This window comes from Nitrospira sp. (assembly GCA_015709715.1).
Taxonomy (GTDB): Bacteria; Nitrospirota; Nitrospiria; order Nitrospirales; family Nitrospiraceae; genus Nitrospira_A.
On sequence record CP054184.1, the window covers coordinates 3,617,558 to 3,640,708 of the forward strand.

Consider the following 23,151-nt stretch of genomic DNA (forward strand, 5'->3'; position numbering starts at 1 on the left):
CTACGCCGTGCTCTACCCGACGCGCCTTTTCTCCCATTTAGACGAGGGCGTCGTGTTGAAGCCTCAGCCCTCAGGGTGTATTCTGATACCATGCCCTGCTGAGGTTTTATCGCGATGCAACAACGTATTTTCGGTTTGGAAAACGAATACGGGCTGATCTTCTCGCCTAATGGCAAGATCTACCTGCCCATGGAAAAGGTGTTGGGCTACATTTTCGAAGGTTTGATTCCGAACAGCTGGCCCTCCAACGCGTTTTTGGTCAATGGAGCACGATTTTACCAGGATACCGGATGTCACCCTGAATATTCGACGCCGGAATGCGACAACATCCTCGACTTGGTGGTTCACGACAAGGCCGGCGAGCGTCTGTTGGAAGCCTGTCTGCCGGCGGCGGAAGAGCGATTGCGGGAAGAAGGGCTTTCCGGGGAAATCTATATTTTCAAGAACAATACGGATTCGTTGGGCAATACCTACGGCTGCCATGAGAATTACCTCATGCGCCGGGATGTGGATTTCTGGAAGGTGACCGAGCAACTGATCCCGTTTTTCGTCACGCGCCAGATTTTCAGCGGTGCCGGCAAAGTGTTGAAGGTCTCCGGTAAGCCGCAGTATTTCATTTCCCAGCGCGCGCAGCATATCCACGAAAAGACATCTTCATCGACGACCTCCTCGCGCAGCATCATCAATACTCGCGATGAACCCCATGCGGATGCGGAAAAGTATCGCCGTCTGCATATCATCGTGGGGGATTCGAACATGTCCGAGTATGCCACCTACCTCAAGGTCGGAACGGCGACGCTCGTGTTATCCATGGTCGAGGCGGGCTTCTCCGTCACGGGCATGGAACTCGAAGATCCCGTCAAAGCGATCCGAGAGATCTCACGGGATCCCACACTCAACAAGAAGGTGAAGCTGGACGACGGACGTCAAATGACCGCGATCGAGATCCAGCGGGTCTATGCCAAGCGCGCGACGGAGTTTCTGGCCTCCCAGGATCATGACCCGGTGTTGGACGACGTGCTGCAAAAATGGATCTCGGTGCTGGATCGGTTGGAAGACGACCCCATGCAGCTGATCCATGAAGTCGATTGGGTCATGAAAAAACATCTGATCCAGTCTTACATCGACAAGAAAGACTGCGGGTGGGATGATCCGCGCGTGTTCTTGTTGGATTTGCAATTTCATGACGTTAAACGCACGCGCGGGCTGTATTATCTGATGGAGAGTCGGGGCATGGCATCGCGCGTGGTTGAGGAGGAAGCCGTCCAGCGTGCCATGTCGGTGCCTCCTCAGACCACCCGCGCAAAGGTTCGCGGCGACTTCATTCGATTTGCCCGTGCGAAGAATCGTTCCTACACCGTGGATTGGACGTATCTGAAGTTGAACGGGTATTGGGAAGAGACGATTCTCTGCATGGACCCCTTCAGTGCGGTCAACCGGCGGGTTGAGGAACTCTTGTCGCAAGTGTCCGGGGCCCGATTGTATCGATGAGGCAGATGGGAAGACGGAGACAGGATACGACCATGTCGCTGCTGGATCGTTTGTTCATCATCACCGTGGTTTTGGTGGCCAGCGTGTTTCCGGTCGAGCTGTTCCCGAACAGCGCACCGGCGCAACGGGGGGCGGACGGGCAATTCAGCGGGAAGCAGGGGCAAGTGATCGTCGTAAGGGTGCCGGGAATTATGGATGCGACGGTCGTCAAGGGCCGGTTCCTGGGGCGCACCATGACGTTATTTCCGGATCCCGGTGCCGCGACCGGTTATGTGGGACTATTGGGCATCGATCTGCAGGATGAGCCGGGGGCACATGAATTGACGATCGATGCACAGATCGGTGAACAGATGCGACACTTGACCTATCAGGTGTTCGTGGCCAAGGAAAAATTCTCGGTGGAGCGATTGACCCTACCGAAAGACAAGGTCGATTTGGACCAGAAGGCAGCCGCACGTTGGAAAGAAGAGCAGGACCAGGTACGGAAGGCGCTGGCGGAAGAGTCGGGGATGCGTCTCTGGCACACGGGCTTCCTCGAACCGGTGCGTGGGAAACGCACCGGCATCTTCGGCAGCGTGCGGATCATGAACGGCCAACCGAGGAATCCCCACAACGGTGAAGACATCGGGGCTCCGTTGGGCACGGACGTGGTGGCCAGCAACGACGGCGTCGTGCGCCTCACCGTGGACCATATTTTTTCCGGAAGGGGTATCTATCTCGACCACGGCCTCGGCCTCTACTCCATGTATTTCCATCTTTCCGATGTGTCGGTGAAGGAAGGGGACTTGATCAAGGCCGGCCAAGTCATCGGCAAGGTCGGTGCGACGGGCCGTGCGACCGGGCCCCATCTCCATTGGGGAATGAAAGTGAACGGGGCCAGGGTCAATCCCTATGCCATGCTCGACCTGCCGTTTCCAAAAAACGCGGCCGCGGCCGCTGTTGTAGTCACTCCACCTTCTTCGCTCGACCGCTCCTCGCCAGCTCTTGGCGGCGATAGCCGCTAGTCGACTTTCCGGTACGATTGTGAGTAGGGGCTGGCGCATTGCGCGCAATGCGCATGTGCGGCTTCGCGGTTTCAGGGCGTCGAGGCTTGGGCCGGAGCGCCGAGGACTTCTCGAACCTTATCCGCGAGCGAGTCGGGGGTATAGGGTTTCTCCAGAAATCCCACCGTCGACCCGAACGATTCCTGAATCTCTGTCCCTCGATCCGAGTACCCGGAGGTCACCACGACCTTGATATTCGGCAGGAGTCGACGGAGCTGGGAGACCAATTCAGCGCCGGACATGCCGGGCATGACCATATCCGTGAGCAGGAGAGAAATACGACCAGGATTGGACTCCGCGATCGCGAGCGCCTCTTGGGCATTTCTCGCGGGGATGACCGTGTATTGTCGTGCGTGCAGAACGGCTTGTGCCAGCCCTCGCACCAGATCGTCATCTTCGACCAACAGAATGGTGCCGGCCCCAGCGGCTGGGGAGAGGTGAGGGAGGGGGGCGACACGTCCATCTATGGCGCCGTGGGCTCGAGGCAAGTAGATCGTGAAGGTCGTCCCCTGTCCGGACGCGGTCTCCACACCGATCGTGCCGCCGGCTTGCCTGACGATGCCATAGGCCGTCGAAAGGCCGAGTCCCGTGCCTTTACCGCGCTCTTTGGTCGTGAAAAACGGTTCGAAAATGTGGCCGAGCGTATCGGGGTCCATGCCGCAGCCCGTGTCGCGGACGGTGAGTGTGACATAGGGGCCCGGCCGAAGGGTGTCCGGCCATAGGGCGTCGGGCGGTGCGACCTGGAATTCCCGCGTCTCCAGCTCAAGGCGGCCTCCGTGGGGCATCGCGTCACGGGCGTTGACTACCAGATTCATCACGACCTGTTCGATTTGTCCGGGATCCGCGTGAATCGGTCCCAGCGTCGAGTTCAGACTCACGGACAGCTCGATATCCTCGCCGATCACCCGCTGCAAGAGGTCGAGAATATCCGTGACACGGTCGTTCAGGTTCAGCAGCTGCGGTTTGGTCACCTGATGCCGGCTGAATGCCAGAAGCTGGCGTGTGAGGCCGGCCGCCTTGTTTCCGGCTTCGCTGATCTGTGTCAATCCGCCGTGGATCCGCGAACTCGGGGGGCTTTCCGACAGGAGCAACTCGCTCCAGCTGTTGATGACGGTCAGCAGATTGTTGAAGTCGTGGGCAATGCCTCCGGCCATCCGTCCAAGCGCTTCCATCTTTTGGCCCTGGCGCATGTGCCGTTCGAGGTCCTTGTCCTGAATGAATTGGCTGATTTTGCTGCCCAGGTCGGTAAGTGTGTGGAGTTGTGTGGCGTCCGGGCGCAGCACTTCGCGGGTCATGAATTCCAGGATCCCGATGATTGCCTTGCCTTTCCGAATCGGAACGGCCATGCCGCCTCGTAGGTCATGAGAGCCGGGGATAGTCGCGAGGGGAGAATCGCGTTCGAGTCGGAGGTCAGACAGCAAGACCGCCTCGCCGCCGGTCAAGGCTCGCCCGGCAAGGCCCCTGTCAGGCCGAAGCGACAAGGTGCGATAGGCTTGGACGAATGCATCGGCGGGCCAATCAGGCTGGTGCCAGAGCATCGTACAGCGCAACGCCGGGTTCTGGGGTAAGGCGGACCAGAAGGCGCCGACCGTCCACCGCTTGGCCTCACCGATGCCACGAAGGATGTTCGGCAGGGCCTCGTCCAACGAGAGCGATTCATCTAACGCCATGCTGACGGCCAATTGCGCCGCTTGGGAGGTTTCCAGCTGTCGGGGTCCGGTGATGTCGCTCATCGCGCCGATCATGCGCCGCGGAAGTGCGCCTGGGTCGCGGATGACGTAGCCGCGGTCGATGACGTCGGCGTAGGTGCCATCGGCGCGGCGAAACCGATATTCCCTCGTCCACAATTGTAGGTCGGAGCGGACCCTGTCCATCAGCTCGCTCACGACCGCGGTTCGGTCCACGGGATGCAGACGCTCTGTCCAGGCCGTCAGCGGTTCTTCCCGGCCTTGGAGGCGGTATCCGAACACGGTTTCATAGGCTTCGTTCCACCAGACCATTCCGGTCTGGATGTCCCAATCCCAAATGGCATCGTTTGTGGCGCGGCAGGCGAGGTGAAATCGTTCTTCGCTTTTCCGGAGCGCTTGCTCGACGTGGTGCCGGCCCATGGCGTATCGGATGGCTCGCCGCAAACTGTCCCCCGTCAAACGGCCTTTCACCAGATAATCTTGGGCTCCCCGCAGGAGGGCCGCTTCGGCCACCGCTTCGTCATCGAGCCCCGTGAGGACGATGACCGGCGCATCTTGCGCGCGCGCTCGTACGTGATCGACGGTGTCCAAGCCATGGCTGTCCGGCAGCGACAAGTCCACCAGCACGGCATCCACGGGACCCTCTGCGAGGCGGGCGAAACCCGTTTCAAGCCGGTCGGCCCATGCGAGCCCGGTGATCTGAGAGGACGGTTCCGTCAACGCTTCACGAATCAACTGCGCATCGTCTTCGTTGTCCTCAATGAGCAGCACGCGCATGGGTCACCTATTCACGGTCGGAATCTTGGATATGGCGCTCCAATAAAGATCGAATTCCCGCACCACGGAAATGAACCGGCTCAACGTGACGGGTTTGCGAATGTAGGAACAGGCACCCTGTTCATACGATCGCAGGATATCCTCGTCGCGTTCGCTGACTGTGAGCATGACAACGGGGATGGCTCTGAGTCGCGGATCGGCCTTGACTTCACGAAGCACTTCCAGCCCGCTCTTTTTTGGCATGTTGATGTCAAGCAGAACCATGCCGGGAAGCGGCGTCCGATGGTAGCGACCCTCTCCGCGCAGGTAGGCCAATGCCTCTTCTCCATCCCGCACGACGGCAATACGTTCGATCAGGTTGCCGTCGGTGAACGCTTCTTGGATCAGCACGATGTCGTCCTCATTGTCTTCGGCGATCAGCATCTCGAACGGTCGTATGGTCATGGTCCTACCTTCGTCAGGTGAGTCTGGGGCAACGCGAATGTGATGTAAAACTCAGAGCCTCCGCCTTCGCGCGGGGCGACCCAGGCGCGTCCACCGTGGCGCTCTGCCACCTGACGGACGATGGCAAGCCCGGCTCCCGTGCCGTCTACCTCACGGCCGACGGCCCGTTGGAACAGTTCGAAGATGCGTTCCCGTTGCTCGGGAGCGACGCCTGGGCCGCGATCCCGGACGACCAACCCCATGGCGTGGGCCTGCTCGCCCCCGTGCTCCCGATACGTGTCAATCTCGATGTCCGGCGGTGCGCCGGGGCGCGCAAATTTGAGGGCATTCGCCACCAGATTGTAAATGCCTTGGATGGCCCACGTTCGGTTGACCCGCAGGCGCGGCAGCGGAGAGCGAACGGTCAGGTGCGCGCCCGTCTCTTTGATGCGTGTGTCCAGCCGGCGGAAGACCTCCTGAACGAGCAGGTCGGCTTCGACCTCTTCGACCGGCGGATCCATGCGTTGCGCGCGCGAGAGATTCAAAATGTCGGTGAGCAGTTGGTCGAGCCGCTGCGTGGCGCGGACGATTCGTATAAGAAAGTCCCGCCCCTTGTCGTCGAGACGGCCCGCGTACCGTTCCTGAAGCAGGAGCGAAAAGCTTTCGATGGCGCGCAGGGGCTCCTTTAAATCATGCGAGGTGACGTGAAGCAGCGTTTCCAAATCCTTGTTCTTCTTTAGAATCAGGACCTCGGCTCGGCGCCGTTCGGTGATATCCCAGTTGGTTTCCAACACCAGACGTCGACCATTCGTTTGCAAGAGACTCCAACGGCTTTCCACCAAAACCTCCTGCCCCTCTTTGGTGCGTTGACGGATTTCCCCAGTCCAGCTTCCGGTCGTTTCCAGTGCGGCATGGATGTCGCTGAGCGAGCAGGGAAGTTGCGTGTGTAACAGAAGATGGCTCGCTTGTCCCAGCGCTTCCGCCTTGGTATAGCCGTACAGTTGTTCACAGCCGCGGTTCCAGTCGACGATGCCGTGGTCCATGTCCCACGCGAAGATCGGTTCGTAAGACAATTCCAGCAGCGTGCGCTGCTGTTCCAACAGCTCGTCCGCGCGTTTTCGCGCCGTGATGTCGCGCGCGATCGTCGAGACTCCCACGACGCGGCCCTTGTCATCGGTGATCGGCGACAACGTCAGGGAGACTTCAAGCGAACGTCCGCCCTTCCGCCGCCGAGTCGTTTCATATTGTTGCAGTCTCCGCCCGGTTTTCACCTGTTCGATGAGCAACAATTCCTCAATGCGAAGCTCCTGAGGAACCAGCGTCAGGATCGAGTGGCCGATCATCTCATCGGCGGGATATCCGAACATCAGCTCGGCGCTTCGGTTCCACGTCGTGACGCGTCCGTCGAGCCCCTTGCTGAAAATGGCGTCGGACGAGGACTCCACGATCGCGCCCAGCCGTGCCTGAAGCTCCTGCGCCTGTTTGGAATCATCGATGTCGGTGCTGGTGCCCAGCCACTTCACCAAGACGCCGCTCTCGTCGCGAATGGGGGTGAGTTGGGTGTGAAACCAGCGATAACGGCCGGTTGCCGCCTTGATACGGCATTCAGTTTCAAAGGGGCTCCTCTCGGCGAGCTGCCGGTGCCATTGTGTGAGGGTGGCCTGCTGATCGTCCGGGTGCAGCCGGCGAAGCCACCCATCTCCCATATGCTCCTCCAAGGGGAGGCCGGTGTAGCGGGCCCATTGGGGACTTACATAATCGCACGACCCGTCCGGAAGACAGGTGCAGATCAACTGCGGGAGGCTTTCCACCAGTTGACGGAAACGTGCCTCGCTCCGCTGGAGATCCGTCGTCGTTCGCTGACTTTGCGCGAGCTCCGCCTCAAGCCGTCGGTTGGCGAGGTGCAGGGCGGCTGTCCGCTCACGTACCTCTTCTTCGAGCCGATGATGGCTCTGTCGAAGGGCTTCATCGGCCTGTTTGCGATCGGTGATGTCGATGACAGTGGAGCGGCTGGCGACATAGTCCCCGTCGGTATTCTTGACGGCCCTTGCGTTGAGCAGGATCGGCAAGCGGGACCCATCCTTTCTGATGAGATCGAATTCCAAGTCATGCACGACCCCCTCTGTCTTGAACCGGGGAAAATTTCGCTGGAAGGCTGCAGCACCGGACGGCGTCAAGAGGTCGATATAGCGCTTCTTCCCGATCAGTTCTTCCCTGGCATATCCCAGCCAATCCAGTTCCGTCTGATTCATGGCGATGATGACGCCGTCGCGGTCGAGGGAATGGTACCCACAGGGGGCCTGTTCGTAGAGATCGCGGATCTCATCGGAACGCTTTCTGGACAGGGCCTCTCGTTGGCGGATCGCGTCATGTTCGGTCGCCATGACGGCGGCCTTGACCAAGTCCTTGGTCATGCGTTGATGCCTGACAAGCAGGTAAGCGATGATGGCCAACATGCCGATGCCGGCGGAACGGTTGAGGAGCGAGACCCAGGTCGGCACATCCTGCGCATTCGGCGAGAGGTGATACCCGAGAAAGGTGAGGAGGCTGCACAGCAGGGCCATGAAGGGGGGCGCCCAATGGGACGGGAGGCGGTAGGTCAGGATCAGAGGAATCGCATAGAGCGCAGAGACGGGAATGCCCCGTTGCGTAAAGGTATCCAATAGAAAAATAACGGCAATCAGCCCGATCAGCAGGCCGGCGAGGGCAGGGACGTTCGGGCCCTGATGCGCAGGAGAGGTTGTTTCGTCTTGGGAGGTCGGGCTAGCGGACGCGACCATCGCTCTCCCGCACAAGTGTGAGGAACACAGAGTGAAACGCGCTGATACGAACAGCGGTCATCACGGTGTGGACCATTATGCCTGGGATGGCAACGGAAGCGCAGAGCCGTTAGGACCTAGCGATGTACCTAGCAGGCTGTTGACAAACTCGCGGTTTGAAACCGTTGTATTGGCACGGCTGTAGTCACTCAGGTCTCTGAGTGGCGATTGGTCTGTCTGTTCTGGAGTGCGAGCCGTCCATTTTCTGTTCTCTCCGCCACATGTACGCCAACGACCTGCCCAGCGGCGTGAAATGTTTCGATGCTGATGTTGCCGCCTGCCTCACGTAGTTGCGTCTGCCCGTGGCGCACCGGCGAGCGACCCTATCTGATCCCTGTCGAAGCCTCGCTCACTGTATCCCAGTCGATACGACAGCTGTATCACAACGGATAATGCCTCCATTTTCTCGGGCCTCCGTATTCTGCCTCAGTGAATGAGGAATTTCATTCATGTCTGATCACCTGCCAATTCACATCAATAGGTTATGGTACATACACCATTTCATGCTGAGGCCGTTCACGATTCGGCCTGGGAATTGCTTGCGCCATTATTTGTCGGCCTATCAATGCTTGCTCGCCCGCTATCAGGCGGTGGGCAGTCACAGACGCAGTACAGAGCCCTTTCGTCGGTGTCAGTAACGAGGGAGATCGTCCGCTCGGACGATCTCCCTGTAGCGATAGGCGCATAAGCCGGACCATGGAGGATCAGGTGGGCAGACGCTGCTGCCGCGCCACGATCTTGTCCCTCATGCTTGTCATGGAGATGGGATGTGTGTGGCACGGTGAATCTGCGGACCACCTGTGGGGGCCGACGCTGTTCCGTATCGCCACCCCACCTGACAGTCAAGCCTTCCTGGCAGAGCAGGCCTGGCTGCCGTTGCTGGTCGAGGGCGGTAATCGCTGGGGGATCACCATCGGCTACTTCAGCAACCTGCTGAGCGTCCCCCTGGCCTTCCGACAGACAGATGGAGCTGCGAGTCAAAACCACCCTCTCGCCTGGTCATCCTTCGCTGCGATCCCCATCGGCTCCTGGCGGATCAGTCCGTTTCATGCATCGATCCAACGAGCGCATGAGGCCGAATTTGTGGCGAAACGAGTGGTGGGCCTTCAACTCTCAACCGCGCTCGACAGGGAAGGATCGAACATTACATTCGGCACCTCATGCACGAGCCGGTTCTGGCCACACCCTGATGCGCTCTATCTCCTGGAGTTTTCAAGCAACAGGCCGCTTACGACTCGCTTTCTGGTCTGCGATGCCAAGCCGGATGAATCCCTTGAGCCCTGCCTACAGGAGGTGATCCGATGACATCGTTACCGCTCCTCCGAGGTTTGCGTTTGCTTTGCGTGGTTGCCGCAGCCTGTTCCTCTGTCGGTTGTAAGGATTACCTCGTGGTCACCACCGCCACCAAATTCGGCCTGGAAATCTCTCAAGTGGCCAAAGAGCCCCCCAAAATCGCGCTTGGCTATAAGCGAGAAGAAACCACCATCATTCCGGCCGAGCACAGGAATACTACGTCCGGCAATGCCTCTGAAGCGCAAACCGATACCTATTCGGTCCTCGCCGAATTCTGTGTCATGGCGAACCCCTCGCTGTGGGATTTTTTCGAAGGCCTCATGTCGACAGGTCGCGACGTGCCGGACGGCCTGCAGATCCGCTCGTTTTTTGCGACCGGGATGGCGGCGGCCAAAGCCGCCAATAGCGTCCAGACCCGCCACTACTTCAGGGACAATGTCCTGGAACGGACCAGCGACAAGCGCAAGGGGAAACGCTGCTTCTAGCTGAAGCAGGACCATAGGAAGGGAAATAGCCCATGATGGCCTCATGGTCCCGAATCCACCGATGGCTGATGGTTCCGATTCCGCTCTTCATGACCGCCTGTTGCCTGAAGAATCCTGCTGTCTATTTTTCCACCGGCACCACCGTAGGCCTGGAGGCCACCCCGCCCGCCAATGAAACGCCTCCGAGCATTACGTTTGGCTATAAGAGGGCGGAGATCGCCATGGTTCCTGTGACGAAACTCGACGAGAAGCCGGCTGAGCCTGCTGGTGCAACGCGTGGCTCGCCTCCATCGCAACCAAATACTGAAAATCTTCCCGCGCCTACAACCGACGTGAAGCCGTCTGGACCTATCCAGCAAAAATCCGGCTCGCCTCCCTTCGATCGTGGATGTAGCGAGTTGCCTCCGTCAGCCTACTCTGGTTCCAGCATCGCAAGGGACGCCTACTCAGTCTTAGCCGTCTTCCACTTGGCCGTGAACTGGTTCGGTCCGGCCAAGATTGAACAGCATTTTGCAACCGGCTGCGCGGCGACGCACCTCATCCGTGGATTGACGGAGGAGGAGGAAGACAAGAGAAAAGCCGAGGAGGCCGGAAACGAAGCCCAAGAAGCGAAACGTTTGCTTAAAATCACCAAGAGCGGAGCCGACAAGCTCCTTCAACAAGCCCAAGCGCTGGAAGAGACGATTCAAAAAACCAAGGAGGACGCTGAGAAGGCCTCAGCGATCATTGACGACCAAACGTCTAACGATGAGACCAAGAAAGAGGCGAAAAAGAAGCTCCTACAAGCAGGGAAGGAAGCAACGGAACGACAAGCGACCGCGGTGCGTCTTCAATCGAACGCGGACAATATCAACCGCCTCGAAGAGGCGAAGGCAAAGGCGCAGAGTGCCATCGAAAAGGCCGACAAGGCGACAAGAACGGAGGAGGTGCGACCCAAGGCGCAGAAGACCAAGGACGATGCGACTCAGCTGGTTACGGATATCAAAGCCATGGAACAGCAGGTGTCGACCAACATGAACGACACGTGCAGAGCGCTTGATAAGGTTCTTGAACTCGGCGACGAAATCAGGGCTAAGGTGCCAGACAAGGTGACGCCTTAGGAGACCACAACATCCTGCGAACGAGACCAGGCTGCTGAGAGAGGATGCCCATGTGGAAGAAGCGCACATCTGTTGGCTATTTCGTCGTCACATTCACGCTGCTCCTTCCTGTCACCGCCATGCCGAGTCATCCACACTCTGCATACGAGCCGGATGCGGTACCATGGATCGGGATCGCGCTCTCGGGCGGAGGGTTGCGTGCGGCGGCCTTTTCCCATGGGGTCATGTTGGAGTTACGCAAGCTCTGTCTGCTGAAACGACAGGAGGATTCTACAGATTCGGACGATCACAACGGCCACACCACCCCCGCACGGTTCTCTCTGCATTATCTCGAAGACCAAGAATACTCGGATGACGACCGTTCGAGTCCTTGTGGGCGCGGTGGAGGAGCTTCGTTCCTGGAGAACGCCCGCTTTCTGTCCGGCGTATCAGGCGGCGCCATCACTGCCGCCTATTACAAGACCCATCCCGACCGTCTGGTTGAGTTCGGACAAAGGCTCAAAGACGCTCAGTTAAAGTGGAAGCTATTCACGCTGGAAAAGAAGACTCCTATCTGGCGTCCACTGGCCATGTTGGTCGCTTCGGCACTTGACACAATTTTTCAGACATTCAAGCTCCCAGTGCTTCCAATCCCGGAGGTCGAGGTGGCCCCCTTTGCGACGATGTGGCTCTATGACGGTCTATTCGAGAGCGAACAATTGGGGGCGATCTATAACAAGCTCTTCCTGGATGGGCAGAGGTTCGGTGAATTGGAAGCGCAGGCTAAGCCTGCTGAAACCCTGACGGGAGCCCTGTTCGGAGGAAAGCCGGTCAAAGCGAACGGTATAGGGCGAGCTAACCTGCTAATTAACGCAACCGACATCGCCAACGGCCGGGTCTTCACCTTCGACAAGGAGACATTCGCCTGCTTGGGTGATGTCGAGTTGTTCCGAACGCTCGACCTAGCAACCGCGGTGGCGGCATCGAGCAGCCTTCCCGGTGTCTTCTCGCCGATGCGGTTGAAATCGCACCTGCAGGCTACCGATACCGCACACATCCCCACAAACTGCCCATTGATCCTGGGGGACCAAATCAGGTCACCGATCCTGGTGGACGGGGGTGTCAGCGACAATCTTGGAGTGACCGGTCTGCTCAGGGCCATCTTTGAACGGAAAAACAGGGATCGGTTCCAAGAGGATGATTGGACCTTGGCGAACGGCCATGGCCTGACCGTTTCCTCCGGCGAGCCCACCAGAACTTCCCTCGCCACTGCAGAGGTCACGGATCTCCCCACGGCCCAAAAAGAAAACCCGAAGTCCCAAAAGGCATTCCTGCTCATCGTCAATGCCGGCGTGAGCGCCACCTCCTCACTGCCCGCCTTGGCGGGCCACATTGACGATAGTTTCGACGTCTTGATCAGGGATCGCACGGATCTGTCGCGCCTTGTCGCCCAACGATTGCTGAATAACTTCGGTTTCGGAGTGGTCGAGTTGAATATGCGCGACCTCGTCAAGAACAGCCGAGTGGTGACGAGGATCGTCGAGCAGAGCCTGGCGATTCAGAGCAAGACGAATTCCATGACCGACTCCATCAGCGAGGTCGCGCGAGCGTTCGATTTCACAGAGATGGAACGGAAGGTCCTCAGCGACCTCAACAATGTGAGCTTGCTTCCGAGCAAAGCCGAAATCGAGACCCTCGTCCTGGCGGGACGGGCGGTGGTTGCCGAACGGTCGAGCACGATCAAGCGGGAGTATGAAGAATTGGCGGACAAACAATATGCAGCGAGTTGCGACAGCATTGTCAATCCGGACCGTCATTATTGCTGGCCTATGGAGTTCGAAACTCCTCATGTGGTCGCGAACAAGGTCGGGGTGTTGCTCGATGTCCTCACAAAAACGAGCGAACACTTTTCGAAAAAGACCACTGAAAATCGATCCCTTCAATTAACGCAGATCAGAAGCCAACTCTGGGATCTGTATGCGAATGAAACTCGAGCCTTGGATCTTCTGGGGATTCAAAAAGCCTCTGCCGATCCAAACCCCTTTACCTTCATGAAATGTCGAATCAAGCAAGATATGATCATTGCTTCGGCTTTGCGCACAGGAACACCCATCGACTCAGTTCCGGCATGCGATCCCAGTGAAGGAGAGCCGGAGAAGCCATCATCCAATCCCCCTGCAACCAAACTTGCTGGCTTGCTGGATGACCTTCCGGAGAATCCAGAACTGACGGGATATGTGTTCGCATTACTAAATCCGAAATCCTCACCTGCTACGATCATGCGCGAAAAAACGGCCATTGATTCGTGGGCAGAGCGATTCATCCGACATCTGCTGACGAAGCCAGAAGCCCAAGCCGAGTCCCCATGGTATGACTATCTGCTGGCCAGATTCTCGATGCTCCTCGGGAAAACGAGCGAAGGCTTCCATTACCTCTACCGAGGGGCCACGACCTTTCCGGATGACTTCAATTTCTCCTTTCTTTTGGGCTATTACTCCATTCACCTCAACCGCGACTTTCATGGCGGGCTCGGGCACTTATTCCAGGCCCGCGAAAAGGCTGAAGCGAAGAAAAAACAAATCGATTGGCTACCTGATGCGGTTCTTAAGGATAAGCAGGTCGCCCAAAAGCGGTTCTCCCTGGCAGAGGAGTACTTTGTGCTGCAATATGCGAAATACGTCGCCCTGTCCCCTTCTCCGGTCGAAGGTCGCAGCGAGTTTATCCTAGGTGAGGACGTCGACGCATGGTTGAACCAGAACTTTCCTGATGGTCATGGCAGCAACGAGCTTTCGACATTGGCCACGTTCGCAGAGAAGTCGAAAGAAGCCACGGTGGAGGCGGTCAAAATTTCATGTCGCAGCATACAGAAAAGATTGGACGGCCTGTCCTTCCCCATAGAGATCAAAAAGGCAATAGCGGCCTTTCTCGGTCACTTCGCGCTAATTATCCCCGAGTGCCCGCCGGCCGGTAACGGCCAGCCTGACGGTTATGCATTGATCGCAATAGATGACTTGTTACGGGGCTCACCTTGCGGCGACATTCAGACCGACAACCTTCCACCCATGAGCAATGGGTTCAGAGCACGCCTCCAGGTCTGTCAAGACTTTGCCAAAGTCCGGCACCAAATCAGAGAGCTTCTGGCTCATAAAACCGCTTTACGTTACGCGCGCGCACAGGCGCGAAAACTTTATGAGTCTGGATCTGTGTCGGCACAAAAGGCGAAACCCTTCCCATATCTCTGGGAGAAGGCCGACGTCTATGGATTGATCGCTCTGGTCGATGCCATTCAGAAGGAATGCCCGCAACGCACTCCAGACATTCGAACTGCCCTGCGACTGTTCCATGTGGCTCGCGCCTCCATCGATCAAGACGACAGGCTGAACCAAGATGATGGGAATTTCGTTACGGGTGTGAAGAAACGGATCAGCCGCCTTGTGGAGGTGACAGAAGAATTCTCATGCGGCAGAGATCTCGATTAGTCAGAGAAAACACCATCACCTTCACTCGCGAGGGCGACGACTCTACCTGGTTACCAGATGGGGTTCTAGCAGTGGAGAACGCATGGCCTCGTCACAATCAAATGGAGGTGCCTCATGCCCGCGGATGCGACTGCATTACTCGACGAAATCAGGAAGCTGGCTCCCGAAGAGAAGAAAGGGCTTTGCAAGAACGTGTTGGGGGAATTCAAGGGGAAAGAAATCTACGACTTTGCCGGTCAGTTCTTCAAGGGGTTACAGCCGGACGCCTTGAAGGACGCATTGGTCGGTGCCGCCTCGAATCTTCCCGAGAAAGAAAAGAAGGAAGCCGTCAAGGAAACGGCGCGCCAGCTTTCTCGTGCGCAGCAGGTGTCAATCGGTGGTGAAATTCAACAGGGCGGAGTTTTGGCAGGACCGGGAGAGAAGACCCGCGACAGCCTCTGGCTGGTCGTCGTGTCGGCCTTTGCGTTCGTCCTGGTCGGGTCATTTATTTCCATCGCCACGGCGATGTTTGTTGCGGTACCTCAGGGAGCGGTCAAACCCGAGCTTGTGCTGACTATGTTCACGAGCGTCGTGGGTTTTCTCGCGGGCCTATTCGTTCCGAGCCCCGCAGGAAATAAGCAAGGGCAAGCCTAGCCTAGCAAGCACTTTCAGGTACGTTGAACCTCCGAGGTTCACGACGGGGTGAAGAACACACGTCACGTTTGTGAACGCCGCGGAGATGTGAACCGGCAGTGCCTCCATGAGTGCGAAGCCGGGATCCATGTTCAGCAGCCTGCCTAGAAATTCGATTCGAGACTGAACGGTGTTTTGTTCAACACCGTGGCCGCGGCGCTGGACAGGGCCGCATCCTCTGCATGGTCGAGGGCATAGATCCGAAACTGCACCAGGCGGGTGGGGAGCAGGTCCAAGAATTCTTCCAACGGTTCAGTCGAGAGTCCCTTGGTTCCGGGATCGTACACGAGGAGTGGGGTGCTGCGGGTGTCCTTGGGGTCAGGGCGCGGATCGAGAGGGGCCATGTCCACACGGAAGGGGAAGTGTTTGAGGCGGGAGGGCAGGGCCTTCTGAATCTGTTGCCGAAAGTGCTCATGGCTGGGAAAGTCCATGCCCCGCTCGACACCCTTTTCTTTCAAGACCGTGCTGTAAGCCATTTTCCATTTGACGTCTCGGCCGAGGATGTGGGCCCATTCGCGATGGAGGCGGCGCAGGGTGCTTCGTCCGGACCGCTTCCACCGGCGGACTTCCTCCAGCAGCGACCAGTCGGTCAGGGTCAGGTAATCCTCCATATGTTTGGCCGGGTTTTCGGGAAACATCCGCTTCATCGTGTCCCCGAAGATGTCGCGGAGATGAATGTCGATCGCTCGGGTCGTGCGGTGAAAGTACACGTTGGAGTAGAGGTACATCCTCGTGTTGAGAAACATCTGCAGCGCGGGCAGTCCGGTCTTGTGGATCGTGAATCCGCGGTCCGTGATGATGGTGTAATGAATCAAGCGGGTCAGATCGACGGGGCCGACCGCGACGCCGCACATGTAGGCATCGCGGAGGACATAATCCAAGTTGTCGGCGGTGTAACTCCCCGAGATGACCGGCTGCAGCAGGTTGAGCCAGCGTGGGATCCGGGAGTTATCCTTGCCCTTTTCTTTCAAGATGACGTGGGCGATCAGATCGGGGTTGAGTTCTTCGCCGCGTTCGAACGGACCGGACGGGCTTCGGCGGATTTTCTTGATGAGCGGGCCCACATGCTCGCGCACGATGATTTGACCGAGTCGCTCGTGGGACAGCCCGAAGTCGTGTAAGTAGTTGTCATCGAAGAAATGGCAAAAGGGGCCATGGCCGATGTCGTGGAGCAGTGCGGTGATCCGCAAAAATTCCTCGACGAACGGTGCCGACGGCAGGTCGGGCGCTACCTTTTTCAGAAACGGATAGAGGTGGCGGGCGAACCGGCCGGCCACGTGCATGGTGCCGAGCGAATGGACGAATCGTGTATGTTCCGCCGACGGATAGACCCAGCGGGCGCTCTGCAATTGATAAATGTAGCGGAGGCGCTGGACCCAAGGGGAATCGATCAGGTCTTTCTCCGTTCGCTCGGAGGAGTTGGGCGTCGCATAGGGAACGGTGAAAGTCACGTATTCATGGATGGGATCGGCGATCAGCGCCGATCCGTCATAGGGCGCGGGTGAATGTGCGGGAGGAAGTTTCATAGCCGGATCGTCGAGTCATCTTAACGTAGCCCGGGCGAAGGGGGCAACGCGTTGCGCTCGGCCGATGCGGTCCTCTGCCGGTAGGCGCGGATCAGGAAGAAGGCGATCGGATAGGCAAGCAAGCCACCCGCGAGGCTCAGGACGAAGCCGCCGAGGAAGAAGGGCCAGGCATAGGGCATGACCTGGTGGTAGATCCCCATAAAACTGAGGTTGCTCCAATCGAACGACGGCATCTCGCGGACGCCCAGGAGAACCGCGCCCGTCCAGTAGGTCGCGCCGAGGATCGGAATCAAGGTCCAGGGGTTATTCACGAAGGCTCCCGCAAGGAGCGCGACCGCGTTCAATCCGAAGGCCCACGCGCAGAACCCCACCATCACCATATGGAGCCCGTAAGTCGGGGAGAAGGCGATGAACACCCCGATGGCGAATGCCAGCGCCGTGCGGCGCGGGGTCTCCTCGAGCTGGAGAATCCGGCGAAAAAGGGAACGGACGTCCGTCATAGTCGTGCCGACCTGGGGTTAGCAGGGCCTGAGAAAATGTTCGTAACTGGTCACCACCAAGGGCTGGGTCGTTCCTTGCTCGGTCCGCAGCCGCAGCCCCGATCGTCGAGAGGTGATGCGTCCGATGCAGGTGAAACGAAAATCCGTACAGGCCGCCAAGCGTTCGAACCGCCCCTGTTGAGCGGCGGGCACCGTGAACAACAGTTCGTAATCCTCACCCCCTTGGAGAGCGATGTCGACGGCATCGAGTCCGCGACTGGTGGCGTAAGCGCGGCACGCCGGCGAGAGGGGGAGCGCGGCGGGAAAGAGTTCCGCGCCGACCCGGCTTTCTTCGCACAGGTGGGTGAGGTCGCCCGTCAAGCCGTCGGAGAGGTCGATCGCTGCACCGGACAACCCGTGACGAATCAACCATTGGCCCTCCGCAATGCGAGCCGAGGGGCGGTGGTGTCTCCTGAGAAGAAACCGTGCGTGCGTGGGGCGGAGAGTGTTGCTGCCCCTGCCGGCCGGCGTTCTCAAGAGGCCGAGCCCGGCATGGGAGTCCCCGAGCGTGCCCGTCACGTACAGATGGTCTCCGACTTGGGCGCCGCTGCGCAAGAGGACTCGGTGCGGTTTGACCGTCCCGGTCAAGGTAATGCTCACGAAGAGCCCTTGCGTGGAGGCGGATGTGTCGCCGCCGATCAGGCTGACCCGGTAGGGGCGGACCGCCTGCATCATGCCGCGGTAGAGGCGTTGAATCTGGTTGGTCGAGCCGGTCGGTGGGATGGCGATGGCTACCAGCATGAATCGCGGCGTGCCGCCCATTGCCGCGATGTCGCTCAGGTTGGCGATCGCGGCGCGGTAGCCGATGTCCTCGAAGGAGGACGTGGCAGGATCGAAATGTACCCCGTCGGCCAGCAGGTCCGTGGTCATCAGGGTCCACTCGGAGGCCGAGGTCCGGATGACGGCGGTGTCGTCGCCGATGCCGCGAATGACCTGCGGGTCCGATCGCCTGACCTGCGCCTGCAGTAGTTTGATCAGCGCGAACTCAGCGCGGACAGGGCCGGAGCGACGAGGTCGGCTGGGCGGCATATCAGACGATCGACGGCCTCGGGGGTGCCGACGGATGGAAGTGTCTTTTGGATGAGCCGGCGGCCCGCTTCGGCGTGGACCTTGCCGATTTCTCGGCCGGTTTCTTCGAGGTCCGGCGTGCGGGACGGGCGGCGGTTCGTCGCAGCGCGGCCTTGATCACATCGTCGACCGTTTCCACGAAGACCAACTCGATGCCCTTGAGCAGGTGCTTGGGAATCTCCTCCAAGTCTTTCTTGTTGCGCTTCGGCAGGATGACCGTCGAGAGTTTGGCCCGCTTGGCGGCCAAGATTTTTTCCTTCAACCCGCCGATCGGCAAGACCCGGCCGCGCAGGGTGATTTCACCGGTCATGGCCAAATCCCGGCGCACGGGAATCTGGGCCAAGGCCGAGGCGATGGCCGTCGCCATGGTGATGCCGGCCGACGGACCGTCTTTGGGAATGGCGCCAGCCGGCACGTGGATGTGGATGTCGTTCTTGGCGAACTGGTCGGGGGTGATCCCCAGTGTCTTTTCGCGCGAGCGTACGTAACTCAAAGCCGCCTGTGCCGATTCCTTCATCACGTCGCCGAGATGTCCGGTCAGGGTGAGTTGCCCCTTGCCCTTCATGACCGTAGCTTCGATGTAGAGCACGTCGCCGCCGCTTTCCGTCCAGGCCAGGCCGGTGGCCACGCCGACTTCGTCCTTTTCCAATTCCGCTTCCGGCACGAACTTCGGGACGCCCAGGAATTTGTGAAGGTTGTTTTGGTCGACGGTGTGACACTCGGTCTTACCCTCCGCCACCTTCTTGGCGACCTTTCGCATGAGGTTGGCGATCTCGCGTTCGAGATTCCGCACGCCGGCCTCGCGTGTGTAATGCGAGATGACATGGCGGATGGTTGCCTCACTGACACGCACGTGTTCTTCGGTGATCCCGTGTTCGTTCATCTGCCGCGGAATGAGATATTTTTGGGCGATGCCGAGTTTCTCTTCCTCGGTGTAGCCCGGAATGTCGATGACTTCCATGCGGTCGCGGAGGGCCGGCAAGATCGGATCCATCAGGTTCGCCGTGGTGACGAACATGACTTCGGTCAAATCGAACGGCACACCCAGGTAGTGATCGGTAAAGGTGCTGTTCTGTTCCGGATCGAGGACTTCGAGCAGGGCCGCCGAGGGATCGCCGCGGAAATCCATGCCGACCTTGTCCACCTCGTCCAGCATGAATACAGGGTTGTTGGTGCCCGCCTGTTTCATCCCTTGGATGATCCGGCCCGGCAGCGCGCCGACATAGGTGCGGCGATGCCCGCGGATTTCAGCTTCGTCTCGCACGCCGCCCAGGCTGATGCGTACGAACTCACGCCCGAGCGCACGGGCGATGGATTTGCCCAGAGAGGTCTTGCCGACGCCCGGCGGTCCCACGAAACAGAGGATGGGGCCCTTCATTTTTTCCTTCAGTTTCCGGACGGCCAAGTATTCGATGATGCGTTCCTTAACCTTCTCCAAATCGTAATGGTCCTCGTTTAGGACCTTCATCGCCGCCTTGAGATCAAGGTTGTCCTTGGATTTCTTGTTCCATGGCAGCTCCACCATCCATTCCAGATAGGTTCGTACCGTGGCGGATTCGGCCGTGTCGGGATGCATTTTTTCGAGACGCTTCAGCTGCTTTTCGGTTTCCTTCAGGACCTTCTCGGGCATCTTGGCGTCTTTGATACGCTTGCGGAATTCCGCCACCTCTTCGGCCCGTTCGTCCAACTCGCCGAGTTCCTTCTGGATCGCCTTGAGTTGTTCCCGCAGAAAGTACTCCCGCTGGGTCTTGTCCATCTCGCCCTTCGCCTGGGCCTGGATTTTCTGCTGCATGGAGAGGACATCGATTTCCTTCGCGAGAATCTCGCTGACCTGCCTGAGCCGTTGGATCGGATCGATGATTTCCAGCACCGCCTGCGTGATGTCGACCTTCAGCCCGAGGTTGGAGGCCACCATGTCCGCAAGGCGCCCCGGGTCTTCCAAATTTTCGATCACGACCATCACGTCGGGGATCAACACCTTGCCCAAGCTGACGATCTTCTCGATCTGCTCCTTGACGGTACGCATGACCGCTTCGGTCTCCAGCGTGGAGCCGGGCTGCTTGGTCTCCGCCAACTTGTGGATGCGCACCGAATAGTAGGGATCGTTCTGGATATATTCTTCGATCCTGCCTTTCGCGAGGCCCTGCACCAGGATCTTGATGCGCTCGTCGGGCAGCTTGAGCATCCGCATGATGATGCCCACGGTGCCCACGGAGTGAATGTCGTCGGGCTGCGGGTTCTCGACGTCCAGCGACTTCTGCGTGGCCAAGAACAACATGCGGTTGCCGGCGAGGGCCGCTTCGATGGCCTTGATGGACATCTCGCGCCCCACGAACAGCGGGAGCACCATGTAGGGAAAGACCACGATATCGCGAACAGGCAACAGCGGCAGCTGATCCGGCGGTTCCAGGTTTTGATTGCTCGAAAAGTCTTGTTCTAGCGCTTCAGCCATGAGGCTCCCATGTATCGGATGTGTGGTTTCGGTATGGTCGTTCGATGCGGGTGACGGCGCCCGTCATGCCCGGGTCAGTTGGCGGCGCGCGATCGACTCTGGCCGGAACGTCCGGTGCTTCGACGGCGGGTGTCCGGGGCCGTCGCGCCGAGTCGTTGTTGCAGGAACTCGCCGAACGACGGTCCAAGGGAAGGATTTTTCAGCGCCAACTCGACGGTCGCGATGAGGAATCCGAGTTTGTCCCCGGCGTCGTGCCGTTGCCCCTGGATTTCATGGGCAAACATCGGCGTAGTGCGGACGAGTTGCCGTAACGCGTCGGTCAGCTGAATTTCTCCGTTCTTGCCCGGCGGGGTTTTCCGGAGGATTGGGAAAATTTCCGGCGGCAGCACGTATCGGCCAATGACGGCCAGGTTGGAGGGCGCATCGGCGGGAGCGGGTTTCTCGACCAGGTCCTCGACCTTGTGCAGGCCGTTTCCGGCACGCCGGGCCGACACGATGCCGTACCGGCTGACTTCCTGGTGCGGGACTTCCTGCACGCCCAGCACGGCGCCCTTGCGTTGCTTGTAGATATGAATCAGCTGTGCGAGCCCCGGAACCGGAGCGTCGATGATTTCGTCGCCGAGGATGACGGCGAACGGCTCGTCGCCGATCAGGTGTTGGGCGCAGAGGACGGCATGGCCCAACCCCAACGCTTCGGACTGGCGGACATAACAGAAGTTCGCCAGGTTCGAAATATGCCGGATCTGGTTAAGGACCTGCCCCTTGCCGCTGCCCTTGAGATTTTCTTCGAGTTCGAGCGAGCGGTCGAAGTGATCTTCGATCGCACGTTTCCCTCGTCCGGTAATGACGATGATGTCTTCGATGCCGGATGCGACGGCCTCCTCCACGACGTACTGAATCAGCGGCTTGTCGACCAGCGGGAGCATCTCTTTGGGAGAGGCTTTGGTAGCGGGGAGAAAGCGTGTGCCCAGTCCAGCAGCGGGAATAATGGCCTTACGTACATCCATGCGCATCATAGGGCGATAGTATGTGATGGGGTAAGTGAAGTCAAGATTCGGTAGTGGGTCAGTTTGAATTGCTCTGATCTTGCGCATGCTTAAGCGGTCATGTATGCTGGAGGCATGAAAAAGAAAAAGCCATCCACTGACGTGAACGTGACCGCATTCCAGATTCTGCAATCGATTACCGGCGAACCTGCCACAGATCCACCAAAAAAGAAACCTAACGAACCCGAGAAGAATCCTGCCGCTGTCGCTCTTGGTCGTCTGGGCGGGCTCAAGGGCGGCAAGGCAAGAGCGGAAAAGCTCTCCACCAGGAAGCGCTCTGAGATCGCCAAGAAGGCCGCCGCTGCGCGCTGGAAAAATAAATGACGCTAATAATGTTTAGCGTTTGACGCAAAACATAGTTTATGGCATAGTGCCATCCAGGGCTGGACAAGAGCCGGAAAGGGGTACGCTATGGATGGCTATAAGTTGCGCGTCAAGATTGGCGATCATGAGTTCGAGGCCGAAGGGCCCGCCGATGTCGTAAAAGAACAATTCGAACTCTGGAAGTCTCTCGTAACCTCTGCTCCCCCTCCGCAAACTCCTCGTATTGATACACCGCCTCCTATTCAGCTAGAGCCGCGAAGCCCAGGCGGGCAAGCGGGTCAGGCATTCACTCCCGAGCAGCTACTCCACATCATCAGTATCGATGACAAACGAGATCTAGTCACGTTGCGCATATTGCCAAAGGGTGAGGACCGGCACCGCGAAGCCATTCTGATTGTACTCTATGGCTATCTAAAATCACGAAATATCGACGAAGTAGTAGTAACCAAGCTCAAATCATCGCTTGAGGCTTCGGGGTCTGCCCCGGATCGCGTTGACCGTGCTGCGGACCCCCTGCTTAAGGACCAGCTTGTTGTGAAGGGGGGGTCTGGTAAGGGCGGAAAATATCGACTCACAATGAAAGGTCAGGGCCGAGCGGAAGAATTGATCAGGGCGCTGTTAGAACAATTGGTGTGAATTTGAAAGGCCAACCAGGGACAAGCTGGTTGGCCTAAACCACCAATAGCGGGGTACGCTATGTTAGCCTTTCGGCTAAGTGGCAAGTTCACCATAGCAAAGTAATGCTTCGCCTGCAAGAGGGAAAGGAGGATCCGCTATGAAAAGAAGAGTTTCCGCCCCTATGCTCATGCTCACCGGCATGAGGGGCGAAAAGAGAAGAGGCCATCCCTTTAGGCTGTAGGAGGCTGGAGGGATGGCCTCATGGTGGGCCCCAAATATGTCGTTATTATCCGCCAAGACTGCCATGTTTGCAAGACGGCTCCTCGTAA

At 58.6% G+C, this 23,151-nt stretch carries 17 protein-coding genes; 9 read left to right on the top strand and 8 right to left on the bottom strand.

Features of this window, described 5'->3' with window-relative positions:
* Positions 1 to 114 precede the first annotated feature (114 nt).
* Together pafA and HRU82_17340 are read left to right on the top strand one after the other, a co-directional pair.
* Complete coding sequence (pafA, locus tag HRU82_17335; protein ID QOJ36601.1) at positions 115 to 1,491, top strand: Pup--protein ligase; 1,377 nt, start codon at positions 115 to 117, stop codon at positions 1,489 to 1,491.
* A gap of 32 nt (positions 1,492 to 1,523) precedes the next feature.
* Positions 1,524 to 2,495: a M23 family metallopeptidase gene (locus HRU82_17340; GenBank protein QOJ37255.1), complete on the top strand. Its 972-nt coding sequence runs from the start codon at positions 1,524 to 1,526 to the stop codon at positions 2,493 to 2,495.
* A 71-nt stretch (positions 2,496 to 2,566) separates the two neighbouring features.
* Here the strand turns inward: HRU82_17340 and HRU82_17345 are convergent, their stop codons facing one another.
* From HRU82_17345 to HRU82_17355, 3 genes are read right to left on the bottom strand one after another with little or no spacing between them, the layout of a single operon-like run.
* Entirely contained in the window at positions 2,567 to 4,999 is a 2,433-nt protein-coding gene (locus HRU82_17345) for a response regulator (GenBank protein QOJ36602.1), read from the bottom strand.
* A gap of 3 nt (positions 5,000 to 5,002) precedes the next feature.
* The gene (locus HRU82_17350; protein QOJ36603.1) at positions 5,003 to 5,443 is read right to left on the bottom strand and encodes a response regulator; all 441 of its coding nucleotides are present in this window, start codon (positions 5,441 to 5,443) and stop codon (positions 5,003 to 5,005) included.
* Positions 5,440 to 8,202, bottom strand: a complete 2,763-nt coding sequence (locus tag HRU82_17355; GenBank protein ID QOJ36604.1) for a PAS domain S-box protein — start codon at positions 8,200 to 8,202, stop codon at positions 5,440 to 5,442. The genes HRU82_17350 and HRU82_17355 overlap by 4 nt, the downstream gene beginning before the upstream one ends.
* A 735-nt stretch (positions 8,203 to 8,937) precedes the next feature.
* Here HRU82_17355 and HRU82_17360 point away from each other — a divergent pair.
* The 5 genes from HRU82_17360 (at position 8,938) to HRU82_17380 (ending at position 15,210) form a co-directional block, all read left to right on the top strand.
* A complete protein-coding gene (locus HRU82_17360; GenBank protein QOJ36605.1) occupies positions 8,938 to 9,546 on the top strand; it encodes a hypothetical protein in 609 nt (202 codons plus the stop codon).
* Positions 9,547 to 9,629: 83 nt separating this feature from the next.
* On the top strand, positions 9,630 to 10,019 hold the full coding sequence (locus HRU82_17365) for a hypothetical protein (GenBank protein QOJ36606.1): 390 nt from the start codon (positions 9,630 to 9,632) through the stop codon (positions 10,017 to 10,019).
* Between the two features lie 230 nt (positions 10,020 to 10,249).
* Positions 10,250 to 11,119 (top strand): hypothetical protein, encoded by an 870-nt coding sequence (locus tag HRU82_17370; GenBank protein ID QOJ36607.1) that lies wholly within the window; start codon positions 10,250 to 10,252, stop codon positions 11,117 to 11,119.
* Between the two features lie 50 nt (positions 11,120 to 11,169).
* Positions 11,170 to 14,577 (top strand): patatin-like phospholipase family protein, encoded by a 3,408-nt coding sequence (locus HRU82_17375; protein QOJ36608.1) that lies wholly within the window; start codon positions 11,170 to 11,172, stop codon positions 14,575 to 14,577.
* Between the two features lie 114 nt (positions 14,578 to 14,691).
* On the top strand, positions 14,692 to 15,210 hold the full coding sequence (locus HRU82_17380) for a hypothetical protein (GenBank protein QOJ36609.1): 519 nt from the start codon (positions 14,692 to 14,694) through the stop codon (positions 15,208 to 15,210).
* 143 nt (positions 15,211 to 15,353) lie between these two features.
* On the opposite strand, the gene HRU82_17385 is transcribed toward HRU82_17380, so the two are convergent.
* The 5 genes from HRU82_17385 to galU form a co-directional block, all read right to left on the bottom strand.
* Positions 15,354 to 16,775 (bottom strand): HD domain-containing protein, encoded by a 1,422-nt coding sequence (locus HRU82_17385; protein QOJ36610.1) that lies wholly within the window; start codon positions 16,773 to 16,775, stop codon positions 15,354 to 15,356.
* Positions 16,776 to 16,795: 20 nt separating this feature from the next.
* A complete protein-coding gene (locus HRU82_17390) occupies positions 16,796 to 17,275 on the bottom strand; it encodes a DUF2062 domain-containing protein (GenBank protein ID QOJ36611.1) in 480 nt (159 codons plus the stop codon).
* A gap of 18 nt (positions 17,276 to 17,293) precedes the next feature.
* Positions 17,294 to 18,343, bottom strand: a complete 1,050-nt coding sequence (gene thiL, locus HRU82_17395; GenBank protein QOJ36612.1) for a thiamine-phosphate kinase — start codon at positions 18,341 to 18,343, stop codon at positions 17,294 to 17,296.
* A 1-nt stretch (position 18,344) separates the two neighbouring features.
* Positions 18,345 to 20,834: an endopeptidase La gene (gene lon, locus HRU82_17400; GenBank protein ID QOJ36613.1), complete on the bottom strand. Its 2,490-nt coding sequence runs from the start codon at positions 20,832 to 20,834 to the stop codon at positions 18,345 to 18,347.
* Between the two features lie 74 nt (positions 20,835 to 20,908).
* Complete coding sequence (galU, locus tag HRU82_17405) at positions 20,909 to 21,850, bottom strand: UTP--glucose-1-phosphate uridylyltransferase GalU (protein QOJ36614.1); 942 nt, start codon at positions 21,848 to 21,850, stop codon at positions 20,909 to 20,911.
* Positions 21,851 to 21,955: 105 nt separating this feature from the next.
* Here galU and HRU82_17410 point away from each other — a divergent pair, with 105 nt between their 5' ends.
* Positions 21,956 to 22,204, top strand: a complete 249-nt coding sequence (locus tag HRU82_17410) for a hypothetical protein (protein ID QOJ36615.1) — start codon at positions 21,956 to 21,958, stop codon at positions 22,202 to 22,204.
* 87 nt (positions 22,205 to 22,291) lie between these two features.
* On the top strand, positions 22,292 to 22,840 hold the full coding sequence (locus tag HRU82_17415) for a hypothetical protein (GenBank protein QOJ36616.1): 549 nt from the start codon (positions 22,292 to 22,294) through the stop codon (positions 22,838 to 22,840).
* Positions 22,841 to 23,151 lie beyond the last annotated feature (311 nt).